The organism is Catonella sp. (assembly GCF_057250765.1).
The window spans coordinates 81,093-95,377 of sequence record NZ_DBHIEC010000007.1 but is presented as its reverse complement, the minus strand read 5'-3'; the positions used below and the strand labels follow the sequence as shown (position 1 = coordinate 95,377).

General features: G+C 36.8%; 17 protein-coding genes. 15 read left to right on the top strand and 2 right to left on the bottom strand.

Annotated elements, in window-relative coordinates; genetic code table 11:
• Window positions 1-22: 22 nt before the first annotated feature.
• The 9 genes from thrH (at window position 23) to ACO6HM_RS05330 (ending at window position 7,624) form a co-directional block, all read left to right on the top strand.
• Window positions 23-637: a bifunctional phosphoserine phosphatase/homoserine phosphotransferase ThrH gene (gene thrH, locus ACO6HM_RS05370; RefSeq protein WP_485390111.1), complete on the top strand. Its 615-nt coding sequence runs from the start codon at window positions 23-25 to the stop codon at window positions 635-637.
• A gap of 527 nt (window positions 638-1,164) precedes the next feature.
• Window positions 1,165-1,332 (top strand): hypothetical protein, encoded by a 168-nt coding sequence (locus ACO6HM_RS05365; protein ID WP_485390140.1) that lies wholly within the window; start codon window positions 1,165-1,167, stop codon window positions 1,330-1,332.
• A 148-nt stretch (window positions 1,333-1,480) separates the two neighbouring features.
• Entirely contained in the window at window positions 1,481-3,253 is a 1,773-nt protein-coding gene (locus ACO6HM_RS05360; RefSeq protein WP_485390110.1) for a hypothetical protein, read from the top strand.
• A 2-nt stretch (window positions 3,254-3,255) separates the two neighbouring features.
• Window positions 3,256-3,672: a hypothetical protein gene (locus tag ACO6HM_RS05355; protein ID WP_485390109.1), complete on the top strand. Its 417-nt coding sequence runs from the start codon at window positions 3,256-3,258 to the stop codon at window positions 3,670-3,672.
• A 267-nt stretch (window positions 3,673-3,939) separates the two neighbouring features.
• Window positions 3,940-4,359 carry a hypothetical protein gene (locus ACO6HM_RS05350; protein WP_485390108.1) on the top strand — a complete coding sequence of 140 codons (420 nt, stop codon included), beginning with the start codon at window positions 3,940-3,942 and terminating at the stop codon, window positions 4,357-4,359.
• A gap of 192 nt (window positions 4,360-4,551) precedes the next feature.
• Window positions 4,552-4,953: a hypothetical protein gene (locus tag ACO6HM_RS05345; RefSeq protein WP_485390107.1), complete on the top strand. Its 402-nt coding sequence runs from the start codon at window positions 4,552-4,554 to the stop codon at window positions 4,951-4,953.
• A gap of 977 nt (window positions 4,954-5,930) precedes the next feature.
• Window positions 5,931-6,791, top strand: coding sequence for an NAD(P)/FAD-dependent oxidoreductase (locus tag ACO6HM_RS05340; RefSeq protein WP_485390106.1), 861 nt, complete (start codon window positions 5,931-5,933; stop codon window positions 6,789-6,791).
• A 63-nt stretch (window positions 6,792-6,854) separates the two neighbouring features.
• Entirely contained in the window at window positions 6,855-7,169 is a 315-nt protein-coding gene (gene trxA / locus ACO6HM_RS05335) for a thioredoxin (RefSeq protein WP_485390105.1), read from the top strand.
• Window positions 7,170-7,183: 14 nt separating this feature from the next.
• Window positions 7,184-7,624: a MarR family winged helix-turn-helix transcriptional regulator gene (locus tag ACO6HM_RS05330; RefSeq protein ID WP_485372393.1), complete on the top strand. Its 441-nt coding sequence runs from the start codon at window positions 7,184-7,186 to the stop codon at window positions 7,622-7,624.
• A 165-nt stretch (window positions 7,625-7,789) separates the two neighbouring features.
• Here ACO6HM_RS05330 and ACO6HM_RS05325 read toward each other — a convergent pair whose 3' ends face one another.
• The gene (locus ACO6HM_RS05325) at window positions 7,790-8,161 is read right to left on the bottom strand and encodes a metal-dependent transcriptional regulator (protein WP_208428132.1); all 372 of its coding nucleotides are present in this window, start codon (window positions 8,159-8,161) and stop codon (window positions 7,790-7,792) included.
• A 175-nt stretch (window positions 8,162-8,336) separates the two neighbouring features.
• Between ACO6HM_RS05325 and ACO6HM_RS05320 the strand changes: the two genes are divergently transcribed.
• The 6 genes from ACO6HM_RS05320 to ACO6HM_RS05295 all read left to right on the top strand — a co-directional run bounded on the left by ACO6HM_RS05320 (window position 8,337) and on the right by ACO6HM_RS05295 (window position 13,063).
• On the top strand, window positions 8,337-8,975 hold the full coding sequence (locus tag ACO6HM_RS05320; RefSeq protein ID WP_485390104.1) for a DUF3793 family protein: 639 nt from the start codon (window positions 8,337-8,339) through the stop codon (window positions 8,973-8,975).
• Between the two features lie 35 nt (window positions 8,976-9,010).
• A complete protein-coding gene (locus ACO6HM_RS05315) occupies window positions 9,011-9,442 on the top strand; it encodes a flavodoxin (protein WP_485390103.1) in 432 nt (143 codons plus the stop codon).
• A gap of 25 nt (window positions 9,443-9,467) precedes the next feature.
• On the top strand, window positions 9,468-9,758 hold the full coding sequence (locus ACO6HM_RS05310; protein WP_485390102.1) for a DUF2325 domain-containing protein: 291 nt from the start codon (window positions 9,468-9,470) through the stop codon (window positions 9,756-9,758).
• Window positions 9,759-10,022: 264 nt separating this feature from the next.
• Window positions 10,023-10,319 carry a DUF6110 family protein gene (locus ACO6HM_RS05305; RefSeq protein ID WP_208428136.1) on the top strand — a complete coding sequence of 99 codons (297 nt, stop codon included), beginning with the start codon at window positions 10,023-10,025 and terminating at the stop codon, window positions 10,317-10,319.
• 180 nt (window positions 10,320-10,499) lie between these two features.
• Window positions 10,500-12,575 carry a heavy metal translocating P-type ATPase gene (locus ACO6HM_RS05300; protein WP_485390101.1) on the top strand — a complete coding sequence of 692 codons (2,076 nt, stop codon included), beginning with the start codon at window positions 10,500-10,502 and terminating at the stop codon, window positions 12,573-12,575.
• Between the two features lie 2 nt (window positions 12,576-12,577).
• Window positions 12,578-13,063: an N-acetyltransferase gene (locus ACO6HM_RS05295; RefSeq protein WP_485390100.1), complete on the top strand. Its 486-nt coding sequence runs from the start codon at window positions 12,578-12,580 to the stop codon at window positions 13,061-13,063.
• Here the strand turns inward: ACO6HM_RS05295 and ACO6HM_RS05290 are convergent.
• Complete coding sequence (locus tag ACO6HM_RS05290) at window positions 13,056-14,258, bottom strand: alanyl-tRNA editing protein (protein ID WP_485390099.1); 1,203 nt, start codon at window positions 14,256-14,258, stop codon at window positions 13,056-13,058. The two genes, ACO6HM_RS05295 and ACO6HM_RS05290, sit on opposite strands and share 8 nt — an antisense overlap.
• Between the last annotated feature and the right edge of the window lie 27 nt (window positions 14,259-14,285).

Sequence of the window (14,285 nt, the reverse complement as noted above, 5' to 3'; positions counted from 1 at the left end):
AAATTGTTTTGGGGGAGGTATTATGAATAGTATAGTCTGTTTAGATATGGAAGGGGTATTGATTCCTGAGATATGGATAGAATTTGCCCATGAAACAGGGATAAAAGAGCTTAGGCTTACCACTAAGGATGAGCCTGATTATGATAAGCTTATGAAAATGCGTATCAGACTCTTAAAGGAGCATGACTACGGCATCAAAGCTATCCAAAAGGTGATAGATAAGGTCGAGCCCTACGAGGGAGCAAAGGAGTTCTTAGACGAGCTTAGAAGCTTCACGCAGGTGATAATACTAAGTGACACCTATAGGGAGTTTGGACTTCCTGTGATGAAAAAGTTAGGTTATCCGACTCTTTTTTGCCATGAACTTGAGATAGCTGACAACGGTGAAATAATAGACTACAAGCTTAGAAAGAACGGAACTAAGCTTGATACTGTAAAAGCCTTACAGAGTATAGGCTTTGATACCATAGCGGCAGGAGACAGCTACAACGACCTGGGTATGATAAGAGCGAGTAAAGCAGGGTTTTTATTTAGAAGCCCTGAGAGAATAAAAAATGAAAACAAGGATGTGAGAACCATAGAAACATACGAGGAATTACTCTCTGAAATTAGAAAAGCTATAAGTGTAGTAAGGTAGCTAAAAATAAAGGTGAATTGCAAAAGTAACTTCTAAACCTAAGTTTTAATTTTTTATTATAGATACGGTATGGAAGTTACTTTTTATAAATTTTACATAAATTAAGAGCTAGATGTATACGTTATCTGAAAAAATGCTATAATTGGCCTTACAGGAAGAACGTGACCTATTTTTGTCATAGCAAACAGGAGTCGAGTTTACTTTCCAAAACCAGGAAAAAGTAAAATCCATACTAATGTGGAATTTACTTTTTCAAATAACACTAAAATAATACAAGTGCAAACAGCGATTGTTAAACAAACGATTAATGAGTATAATCCTATTTCGCGTACTATTAAATCATATCTTCGATATTCTTTGACGATTTCTACAAAATAAAGCAAATTGAAATTGATTTAAGATTAAAAATATGTTACATTACAATTAAAGACATAATAAGGAGTGCATCAAATAATTTATCATTAAACTAAGAATGACAATATGAGATAAGTGAAAATAAAGAATGTTAACAATGGGGCCTTAAGGTTATTGAAAGGGTAATGAGGATTGAAGTTATAAAGAGTGTAAGCAAGTATCCATCTATATGTTTAGGTATATTGCATCAGCCTAAACGTCCTATAAACCAAAAAAAAAATGATTGGAGGCAGGTTATGAAAAGACTTAATCCACAGAGGTATAAGAATGGAGATACTTAACGAATTTTAGTTCTGCTATCTTATATGTAGAAGAGCATAAAACATATTAAAGGATCTAAATGAACTCTCGGAATCTTGAGTAGTTCATGCAAACCAAACTCTAGCAAATACCTTGAAAAGTAAGTATTTTCTGAACAAGGAAAAATAATTGATAACTTTAGGAACACCATATTTAGGTGCCCCTAAATCATTATTTACACTTGAAACAGGAAGTTTTTTAAGTAATTGGCAAGATTATTTTGTCAAAGAATACTTTAAAGCTGTAGTTAATAATTTTTTTTCAGTATATGAATTATTACCGACAGAAAAATTTTTTGAACTAGGCGGAACTAAATACATTAAAAAAACCGATATAGATATGGCTTCTATCAAAGCTGGCTTAGCGGAAAAAAACAAGATAAGTAAACTAAATTATAATGAAACTTATAATTTAATATCTACTAGAAACTGGGCTAGAAATAGTGTTGATATATTAAAGCCAATGTTATCTAATGCAGAAAAATTTCATAAGGGTATTTTTGGTAATAAACATATAATTAGTTCCGTTGATTTTTATGCAGTAATTGGGCATAATAAGAATACTTTGATGGAGATCGAGGAATATTATACTAATGGCAAATATAAATTTGCTAGTAATCTTGTTACTTCCAATATGGGTGATGGTACAGTACCTGTAATAAGTGCCACCATTGGGAATACAATCGATAAAGACAGAGATTTTTTTATCAATGAAGAACATGCTAAACTTGCAGGAAATCAGGATGTAATAGACTTTGTAAGTAATATACTAAATGGTACAACAGCTCATTCTAAAAATATTTTAGATGATTTGCCAAAAGCTATAAATGCAACAGGCTGGCTTGAACCTGCACAGAAATATATCAAATTAAGAGTTGCCTGCCCTGTAAATTTATCCATGACAGATTCAGATGGGAATGTATGGGCAGAAGTTACTAATGAAACTACTTATAACAAAGATTATGAAAAAGGTGATTTCTATAGCTTAGGAAAAGATAATGACATAAAAATTGCATATTTAAATCAACAGGATAACAATGTACTGCTTACAGGTACAGATAACGGAGTTATGGAGTATACTGCCTCCATATTTGACTCAGGTTATGAAATTAAAAGAGTAGTCTTTAGGAATGTACCGATAACCAAAACAACTAAGATATATACCGATACTGACTTTAATGGCGGACTAAATCTTAAGTTAGATGAAGATTCAGACGGAAATATTGACAGAATAATTAAGCCTAGTAACATATATGAAGGTAAGAACTTAGAGGAAGAGCTTGATTATGATTCAAGTTATTTTAGTAATTATGGTCTGGTTTCAAAAAACAGGCTTCTATCAACCAATCTTGCTTCAAAAAACCTGGCTATTGATACCAATATATCATCAGATGGTTTACTAAGTGTACTTAGCAGTAATTTTAATGGAAATGGTATCTTTAATGCAAAAACATATCTTAAAAACGCAATAAAACAGAAAACAGATAATATAAATTTAGAGGAGAATCTTGAGACCAGATTGGCAGGATATATTAAAGAGGCTATCCCTGCTACAGAGTTTAAGAACATAGAAAATCATACAATCATTGGAAATACCTGCTATGTTAAGCATAAAAACTTTATGCTTGATAAGTCGTTAAATGTGAGAAAACATCTGAGATATAACACAAGAGAATTTGTCACTAAAAAGCCTGTAATTTTGACTTCAGAAAAAGGAGATATAAGCATAATAGCAAATAAAAAATTTGACTTTAACGGTATAATATATGCTCCAAATGGCACAGTTACAATAACAGGTTATGATGTTAAATTCAACGGCATAATAATAGCCAATAAAATATTTATAACAGGAACCAATACTGAAATTACTAATACCGTTGATTTAAGTAAGTTGGAGGGGTAAGTATGAAATTTATAACTAAGATAGGTATGAATGTTGGAGCTTGCTACCTTTTGATGATATTGTGTGCAGGTATAACAAGAGAACTTTTAGTTAGTGGAATGTTTGGTGTTTTCTTATATGCTATTTTAAATTTTGTTTTGCTATATATAGTTAATTTGTTTTTTTATAAAATAGCATTTTTGAAGTTATCAACTGATAAAAATTTATGGAGCATTACATTAGGTGTTTTAATTTTAGGTTTATATTTTTGGTGCAAGGTAATATTTTCGGATTATTTTTATCATAATGGCATTGTAGCCAGTGTTATTGAAAAGGATATTGATAATCTTTTGGCGGTTGACTGCTTAATAATGTTTATATTAAGTATACCGTTAAACATTATACTTAGAAAATATAAGGTCAAATTTTTACAATATTGAAAGTAAGAAGTGTTTAGAAGCTAGAATCTACCTATGAAATGTACTTAGGGGAATGGCAAAGCTGCTGTTCCCCTTTAAGTAAAGAAAGAGATGAAAGCGAAACTTTGTTTGATAATTTTTGATTTATGGTATAATCGGCTGTAATAGTTAAAATGACAAGTTATGATGTTAAATTTGGCGAATAATAATAGCCAATAAAATATTTATAACAGGAACCAATACTGAAATTACTAATACAGTTGACTTGAGTAATCTGGAGGGGTAAGTATGAAATTTATATTGAGAATAGGAATAAATATCGGGGCTTTCTATATTTTAATGATATTCTGTGCTTACTTAATAGGTGAATTGATAGATGAACTGAGTAATTATCCAACGTTTTCCCTTTTGCTATATCCTATTTTGAATACTGCTTTATTGTATGCAGTTAACTTGCTTTTTAATAAAATAATGTTTTTACGAGTACCAAAGAATAAGAGCTTATGGAGTGTCACACTGGGGATATTAATTCTTGGCTTATATTTTTTATATGGTGCATTATTTCCGGATTACTCTGAATGTAATGGTATTGTTGCCAAAGTTACACTAGATGGAGCTAATGGTCTTTTGGTAATGAACTGCTCGATAATGTTTATTTTGAGCATAATATTAAACTTTACCTTGAAAGATATAAGACAGGATCATTAAAAGTACTAAAGAAATAAAACGAAAAACTTTGTTTGATAATTTTTAATTTATAGTATAATTGGCTGTAATAGTTACAATAACAGGTTATGATGTTAAATTCAACGGCATAATAATAGCCAATAAAATATTTATAACGGGAACCAATACTGAAATTACTAACACCGTTGATTTAAGTATGCTGGAGGAGTGAGTATGAGATTTGTAATAAGAATAGGATTAAATGCTATAGCAGGTTATTCTTTATTCATGCTGTGCCTTTTTATAATAGGAGAAATTGCAGTTGAGGGTATACTAGGCGAAACATTACATGCTGCCTGCACACTTTTGTTGTTATATTTCGTTAATATGATTTTTAATAAATTTATATTTTTTCAATTATCAAGCAGAAAAAATTTATGGAGTATTACATTGGGTATTTTAGTTTTGGGATTATATTTCTTATATAGAATATTATTTCCTAATTATTCTAATGTTAGTGGTATTGTTGCTAGAATTGCCCTGAATATTGCTTATAATATTTTTGCAACAAACTGTTTGATAATGTTTGGGCTTAGCATACTTTTAAACATTATCCTTAAAAGATTTAAAGTATAAGTTTAGAGGTATTAAAGGAATAAAGCGCAAACCTAAACTGTAAAAGACACTTAGGGAATGGCAAGCTTGCTGTTCCCTTTTTAAGTAAAGAAATGAAAGCAAAATTTTGTTTAATTATATTTGATTTATATACAATCGGATGTAATAGTTAAAATGAAAAGTTATGATGTTAAATTTGGCGGATAATAATAGCTAATAAAATATTTATAACTGGTACTAATACAGAAATTACAGATACAATTGACTTGAGTAATCTGGAGAGATATGTATGAGATTTGTAGCAAGGACAGTAATTAATGCAATAATTTGAATGTCAAGGAATTATAAGTTGTAAAATAAAGTGTCCACTTAAAAGAAAATAAAAAAGCATCGAGTTACCATATATGTTATAATTGGATTTGCGAAAAACAAAAAAACGAAAAGTAACCGATGCAAGCTTGTTATAACAGAGAAAGAAAAAAAGTAAACACTTAACACTAGTAGAAGGATGTATTATAGAAGCTAACTTAAAAGAAAAGAAGACACATAAAGAGATAGCTGAGGGAATAGGAGTTTCTACAAAGAATACACAGAGAGAAGATAAAAGAGGTACGGTGGAACTGCTGAATTCCGATTTAACAGTCAGAAAAGAGTATGTGGCGGAGTTTGCCCATCAGAAGCATAGAGATAAACAGAAGGCGAAGTAAGGTAGCTAAAAATAAACCTTCGTTAACTACTTGACAAAACTAATTGTATGCAATATAATCATACGTAAATCAATAGCTTATGTTTACATTATTACTGATTATATTGCTTGTTTTGTGAAGGGTGAGAAATATGGAAATTTATGATTTTAAGGTAAGGCTGCTAAACGGTCAGGAGAAATCGCTTGAAGAATACAGAGGTTAGGTGGTAAAGCGATTTGCCCCTGTGACTAAGCCTATGTCTATGGAAGAACATATAACTAAACTTTTGTAGTTATTAGAAAATGAGGTAGAATGAGCAGATATGACATTGCAATAGTAGGAACAGGTCCGGGAGGACTTGAAGCCGCTATTACAGCTAAATTAAGAAATAAAGATATCATATTGTTTGGCAGTAAAGAGTTAAGCCACAAGATAACAAAAGCAGTTGAAATAAGGAACTATCTCGGCTTGCCTGACATAACGGGCGAGAAGCTTGCAGGAGCGTATCATGACCATTTGGAAGCTATGGAGATAAAGATAAATGAGACAAGGATCAATGCTGTATATGCGATGGGAGATTATTTTGTGCTCCAGTCCGCAGATCAGATGTTTGAGTCGAAGTCGGTGATTATCTCTACAGGAGTAGTAGCAGGAAAGGCTTTTCCGGGAGAAGATGAGAACCTCGGAAGGGGAGTCAGCTATTGTGCTACCTGTGATGCTGCCCTTTATAAAGGGAAAGAAGCGATTGTTATCGGCTATTCCGTAAGAGAAGAAGAGGAGGCTAACTTCCTTGCTGAAAAGGCGGATAAGGTGACTTACATAGCCTTGTACAAAGATGTTTCACAGCTTGCCGACAATATAGAGGTTGTTACCGGCACTGTTCCAAAAGAGATAATAAAAGAAGGTGACAAGATGATTCTTGTGACTAACAAAGATAGGCTCAGTGCAGACGGAATATTCATTTTAAGAGACGCAGTCTCTGCTGATAAGCTGGTGCCGGGGCTCCTTATGAAGGATGGGCATATTGCGGTTGAAAGAGACATGAGTACCAATATTGATGGTGTATTTGCCTGTGGTGACGTGACAGGCAAGCCTTATCAGTATATAAAGGCTGCGGGTGAGGGAAATGTAGCTGCGTTGTCTGCGGTTTCCTACCTGACGGTAAAGAGATAAATTATAGTTAGTAACTCTTGCAGTTATGATAAATTTGGTGTTATCACCGGGAAAGAGGATATTATGGTAAAGAAGATTAATGAAGCAGAATTTGCAGAGGTTAGTAAGAGTAAGTATGCAGTTGTAGATTTTAATGCTACCTGGTGTGGACCTTGCAAGATGTTAGGCCCTGTACTTGAAGAGGTATCAGAAGAACTCGCAGGTAAGGCTGATTTTTTCGCAGTTGACGTAGATGAAAACCAGGGGCTTGCAATCAAGAACAAGATTCAGAGTATACCTGCAATTGTAGTATTTAAGGATGGAGAGCCTGTTGACAGACAGATTGGTTTTGTACCAAAGCCACAGTTAGTTGAATTTATAAATAAAAGCATAGGTTAATCATAAAGGGTGAAATGATGCAGAAAGAAGACAAGTATAAAATGTTGAGGCTTTCAAGCCAGCTTTGTTTCCCTCTTTATGCTTGCGCTAAGGAGATAGTTAAAAAGTATAAGCCTTTTCTTGATGAACTAGACCTCACATACACGCAGTATATCACTATGATGGTAATGTGGGAAAATGAGAAAGTAAATGTAAAAGAACTCGGGGAGATTCTATACTTAGATTCGGGAACTCTTACACCTGTTCTTAAGAAGCTTGAACAAAAGAAGTTTATTGACAGAAGCAGGGATAAGGATGATGAGAGAGTGCTTAATGTAACTCTTACAGACCTTGGAAGAGAGCTTAAAGACAAGGCCCTTGACGTGCCAAAGAAGATGGGCGCCTGTCTTAGGCTTACGGATGAAGAGATGACAACTCTTCACGGGATGCTTGATAAGATGCTGAAAGAGTTTTAATTTTGCATTTTAGCTGATACTTCTCTTTAATTAAATGATATGAGTGTCATTTAACTAAGGAGAAAGAACTTAGATAGATGGCTTCGCATAATAAGGGCTGAACAGCTTATGTGTTCAACCCTTTTTCTGTGTTTAAAATATATGAGTAATCTTAGGTATAGACACCTAGTCCTCTTTTTCGTTCAAAAACTTCTTAATTGCGGCAAAGCTTTCTTTGCTTATAACATGCTCAATTCTACAGGCATCTTCCAGTGCTGTCTCTTTATCGACACCAAGGCTTGTAAGCCAGGAAGAAAAAAACTTATGCCTTTCATATATCATATCAGCTACCTCTTTTCCAAGCGGAGTAAGTTTGATGTAGCCATTTTCGTCGACAGTTATATGCCCTGTGGTTCTCAGATTCTTCATCGCCACGCTTACGCTTGATTTCTTAAAGCCCATTTCATTGGAAACATCTACAGAACGCACATTTCCAATTCTTTCGGTAAGCATAAGTATTGTCTCCAAATAATCCTCAGCAGATTCATGTATTTTCATTAACGCTACCTCCAAGCTTTATTTGCCTTCAGTATAGCAAAGATTGCCAGGGTACGCAAGGGTGAGTAAAATGAAAATAATAATAATTATCAAAATCTATTGACAAATCATTAAAAGTTTATTATCATCATATTAAGTTAGAAAGCACTAACTTAATAAGATTCGGAGAGGCGATATGAGTTTTGATATTGTTGACATCATAAAAGAGATGGATGTGCATTCGATTCCGCTTCAGTTGGCGCTTCAGTGTGCGCCTGTTATTTCAGGGATTAAAATATCCAATTTACTCACAATACCTGCAAAAAGCCTCAGAGAGTTATCGGTGGTGCTAAAGAAAACCGAACTTTCCTTTAGAATTTTATATCCCGGCAGGGAAAGGCTTGTAATACTTATTTACAGAGAGGCAAAGCTTAGGGAGTATCTGGCAAGAGAAGAGGTTGTGGCATTCATTTACAAGTGTGGCTATGAAACCTCTGACATAAGTAAAATCTTTCCCGTGTTTGTCAAACGCTATATGAGATATATGGAGCTAAAGCAGGATTTTCCGCACGAACTGGGACTCTTCCTTGGATATCCTATCGAGGATGTGGAGGGCTTCATAAAAGAGAACGGTAAGAACTATCTCTACAGCGGATACTGGAAGGTATATAAGGATACAGAGCTTAAGATAAGGCTCTTTAAGGATTACGAGAGGGTTCAGACAGAGATAGTGAGACTGTTATATGAGGGACTTGATATAATGGACATTATCACAAATTACAGCAACATAGGTCACAGTAAAGAAGAGTATTCTAAACGTGTGATTTGTGCATAGAAAACAGTGTATACACACAGAAAGAGGTCATTATTATGAGCAAGATTAGCGTAGTGTACTGGTCACAGACAGGAAATACCCAGGCAATGGCTGAGGCTGTTGCAGAGGGCATCAAAGCAGCAGGAGCTGAGGCAGAGTTACTTGAGGTTGGAGCTGCTTCTGTAGACGCACTTAAGGGAGAAAAGGCATTTGCACTTGGATGTCCTGCGATGGGTTCAGAGGTACTTGAAGAGAGCGAGATGGAGCCATTTGTAGCAGAGCTTGAGCCACACGTATCAGGCAAGGTTATTGCACTTTTTGGTTCATACGACTGGGGCGATGGCGAATGGATGAGAGAATGGGTAGACAGGATGAAGGCAGCAGGTGCTACAGTTATCGGAGATGAAGGCGTTATTTGCAATCTTGAGCCTGACGTCAATGGTCTTGAGAAATGCAAGGAGCTTGGAAAGAAGCTTGCACAGGCTTAAAACTGGATAATATAAGGGGTGCATTATGAGTGTGGTTATAGTCGGCGGTCACGACCGTATGGTTTGTATGTATAAAAAGATATGTAAGGAACATAAATGTAAAGCAAAAATATTTACACAGATGTCTGCTAATCTTAGTGGACAGATAGGTTCACCTGACTTGTTGATACTATTTACAAACACTGTATCACACAAAATGGTGCGCACAGCCCTTGCTGAAGCTGAAAAATGCAAGGCTAGTATTGTAAGAAGCCATACAAGCAGCAGTACTGCATTAAATGAGATTCTTGACAATATGATGCCTGCTATGGCATAAACTTGACGTGAAATTTATCAGTTTTAATGATAATGGAAACTAATATCCAGCAATAATGAAAGTCAGTCTTTATTAGAGCCATTTTATTGCAAAATTTTCTCAAAAACTACAAAAAATAATTGAAATCGGTTTTGCCTATTGTTATAATCAGTACGTAATTGATGTGAAACAGGTATAACTCAAAGCCGATTGCTTATTATGAAGTTTAGAAGGCAGTTTGACATCTTAGAATATCTTATTATTTTATTAAAAGGAGGTCCTGAGATGTGGGATAAGATTAATTGGAAAAAAGTTGGAATATTTTTTGGAGGCTTTGCATTTGGAACAGTAGGCCTTAAGGCTCTGTTTAGCAAGGATGCTAAGAAATGCTACACACACGTAACTGCTGCAGCTCTTAGAGTTAAGGATTATACGCTTAAGCGTACCGAGACACTCAAAGAGAACTGCGAGGATATCTATGAGGATGCTAAGGATATTAACGAGGATAGAAAGGCAGCAGAAGAAGCTGTGTTTGAAGATACTTCCAAAAGTTACAAAGAAGTAGAAAGTACTGAAGAATAATATTCTTAGCCTGCAGGGAGTAAAGGCTTAGCCACACTCCCCGCGGGCTATTTCTTTTCTATGTGAAGTCAATCGTATAAGACTGTGCGGGTGTGAAAAGATGATAAATCCATTTCGGGTATGCTAACAATGGATTTTTCCTTTTGACAACTGCATCATCAGATAATTAGAGGTAGGATAATGAAGTTTAAGATTATGTCAGAATCAAACGGCAGGCTTAGGATACAGCTGTTACAAAGATATATGAGCTATGAACAGGCCGACACTTTGTTTTACTATGTGAGGCATCTGTCTGGAGTTACATTTGCGAAGGTATCCGATAGAACCTGCACGCTTACAATCAAATTTATTGGAGACAAATGGGATATAGTAGATGCCATACAGAAGTTTGACTATGAGAGGTTTGCTGCTCCAGAAGAATTTATAGCCAATTCCAGCAGGCGCCTTAATGCTGCCTATCAGGACAAGCTATTTATAGCTATCGCAAAAAGGCTGGTTACAGTGACTGTTACTCCTATACCGGTAAGGGTTGCGCTTACCATAGCAAAGTCACTCAAGTACATAAAAGCTGGTATAAAGAGCCTTGTGAGCGGGAAGATAGAGGTTGCTTTGCTTGACGGTGTGGCTGTAGGAGTATCGGTGCTAAGAAGAGACTTTAATACTGCCGGCTCTGTTATGTTCTTGCTTGGAGTAGGAGAGCTCCTTGAGGAGTGGACTGAGAAGAAGACCACAGCAGACCTTGCAGGCATACTTTCGTTAAATATAAGCAAGGTATGGCTTAAAAAGGATGGTACAGAGATTCTTGTTGATTACAATACGGTAAAAGAAGATGATGAGGTAGTAGTGCATCTAAGCGGTGTTATTCCTTTTGACGGAGTAGTTGTAAGTGGTGAAGCTATGGTCAATCAGGCTTCGATGACGGGCGAGAGTGAGCCTGTAAAGAAGGAAGAGGGAAGCACTGTATTCGCAGGTACTGTTATTGAGGAGGGCGAGCTTACCTTTAGGGTAAAGAGAACAGGAGGTAACTCCAAGTTTGAGAAAATAGTAAGGATGATAGAGGAGACCGAAAAGCTCAAGTCCGGTGCAGAAAGCTCTGCTCTTAAGCTTGCAGACAGGCTTGTGCCTTATACTTTAGCCGGTACGGGAATTGTATATCTCTTAACACGCAACGTAACCAAGGCACTTTCCGTGCTTATGGTAGACTTCTCCTGTGCACTAAAGCTTGCCATGCCTGTATCAGTTCTGTCTGCCATAAGGGAGGCTTCTGAAAATGGTATTACAGTAAAGGGAGGCAAGTTCTTAGAGGCAGTTGCGGCTGCAGACACCATAGTTTTTGACAAAACAGGTACACTTACCAAGGCGGAGCCGGTGGTTACTTCTGTTATCTCCTTTGAAGACAGGGGAGAGGATGAGCTCCTTAGAATAGCAGCCTGTCTTGAGGAGCATTTCCCTCATTCAATGGCAAATGCAGTTGTAGAGGCTGCAAGGAAGAAGGGGCTTAAGCACAAGGAGATGCATTCTAAGGTTAACTATATAGTTGCCCACGGAATCAGCAGCAGTATAGGTGAGAAAAAGGTAGTCATAGGAAGCTATCATTTTGTATTTGAAGATGAGGGAGTTGTAGTTCCTGCAGGACTTGAAGAGAAATTTGACAATATCCCTGAGGACTCATCCCACCTTTATATGGCAATTGATGGACAGCTCTCGGCGGTTATATGTATCTCGGACCCTGTAAGAGAAGAAGCAAGGGAAGTACTTAAGAAGCTAAAGGAGCTTGGCATCAAGAAGGTTGTAATGATGACAGGTGATAATGAGCGTACAGCAAAGGCTGTTGCAGATAAAATCGGAGTAGACAAGTATTATGCCGAGGTTCTGCCTGAGGATAAGGCAAGATTTGTGGAGAAAGAAAAAGAAAAGGGAAGAAAGGTCATCATGGTAGGTGATGGCATCAATGATTCTCCTGCGCTCTCTGCGGCTGACTGCGGTATAGCCATAAGCGGTGGGGCAGAACTGGCCAGGGAGATAGCGGATATTACCATAGTTGCTGACAATCTAAACGAGCTCGTGAAGCTTAAAACTCTTTCCAACCTTCTTATGAAGAGGATAAACAGCAACTACAGGAAGATAGTAGGTATCAACGGAGGACTCATAGGTCTTGGTGTATTTGGAGTAGTTAAACCTGCTACATCGGCTCTTGTACACAATCTCTCTACCCTTGCCATAGGTCTTTCGTCTACCACCAATCTGATGGAGTAGCTATGATAAGAAAAGCTGGAGTAAAAGACCTGCCAAAGCTAAGTGTGCTTTACGAAGCTGCAAGGCAGTATATGAGGGAAAATGGCAATCCCAACCAGTGGGGTATGAGCTATCCTGGTGAAGCTATCTTGTTAAATGACATAGAAAACGGTGTACTTTATACTGACGGAGACTATAACTTCGCCTTTGTGCTAATGGGAGAAGAGGAAGCCTACAAAGAGATATATGATGGAAGCTGGCTAAATGAAGAGGACTATCTTACCATACACAGAGTAGCCGGCAATGGAAAGGTTAAGGGAGTATTCTCTAAGGTATTTGAATACAGCCTTATGAGGATGAAGGAAGCGGGGCTTTCAAATATCAGGATAGATACCCACGAAAAAAACCTTACCATGCAGAAGGCTCTTACCAGGCAAGGTTTTGTAAGATGTGGACTTGTTAGGCTTAGAGAGGGCGAGAGGATAGCCTATCAGTATGTGGCTAAATAAACGGAAAGCTATCAAGCAGGGCTTTGATGTCGCAGGCCTTTGCCTCTACAAAGCCCTGTATCATTTCTTTTTTGCCACCGCCCTTGGCGCCAAAGCTTTCTTTAAGCCTTTCTCCAATTAAAGTAGAATCAAGGCTGTTGCTGCCTATAAGGTAGGAATAGCCTTTTTTGTCGTCTCCAACCAATATACCACAGTAATTATCCCTTCTTTCTATGAGGTAGTTAAGAGCCTCCCTCTGGCTCTTTGCATCTACTTCATCAGTAAAGATAAGAGCTCTGGCAGAATCGGATAGATGGTCGATTTCACTTATTAGTTTAGCTTTATTAGCTTCTCGTAGTTTTATCTTAAGCTCATCTCTTTCGTTCTTTATGGCAGCTACGTTGTTTACCACTTCACTTAGTTCTGAGGAAAGCAGGGTTCTTAGCTCATTCATATCTGCCTGCAGGGAGCCAAAATACTTAAGAGCCCTGAAGCCACAGAGGATGGACAGCCTGGTTCCTCCCTTATACTTTATGGAGGAGATTACCTTAAGCAGCCCTATTTCACCTGTTTTAGCGACATGAGGACAACAGCAGGCACAGATATCTACTCCCTTTATTTCCACTATCCTTACGTCACCTGAAAGCTCCCCCTTACATCTATAATCAATATTTTCAAGCTCAGTATCCCTAGGAAAAGAGCAGGTTATATCTACATTTGACACTATGACTTCATTTACAAGAGCTTCGATTTCAGCCACTTCATCAGGGCTTAGTACGCCGCTATAGTCCATAGTTACGCTATTATCGGAGAGGTGGAAGCCTACGTTGTCATAGCCATATTTTTCGTGGACTATTCCTGAAAATATATGCTCTCCGCTGTGCTGCTGCATATTTGAAAAACGATGTTCCCAGTCAATCCTTCCTTTTATTTCAGTATTCACAAGGCTTTTGGTATCAAGCGGTGAAGAAGAATGTATATAGTGAGTAATGGTTCCCTCTTTGTCTATCTGCACATTTTCTACAACAGTAGTAATATCTCCCAATATAATCTCTCCTTTATCTGAGGACTGTCCTCCTGCCTCAGGAAAGAAGAGGGTTTGATTAAGTATTACTTTATAAGTGTTTTCTTTAGTATCACAGGCATCTATGCTTATAATATCTGCATCAAAGTCAGTTTTATATGGGTGCGCGTAATATAGCTCGAAAGTTGACATGGTTTCTCCTTATTTTAATAATGATAT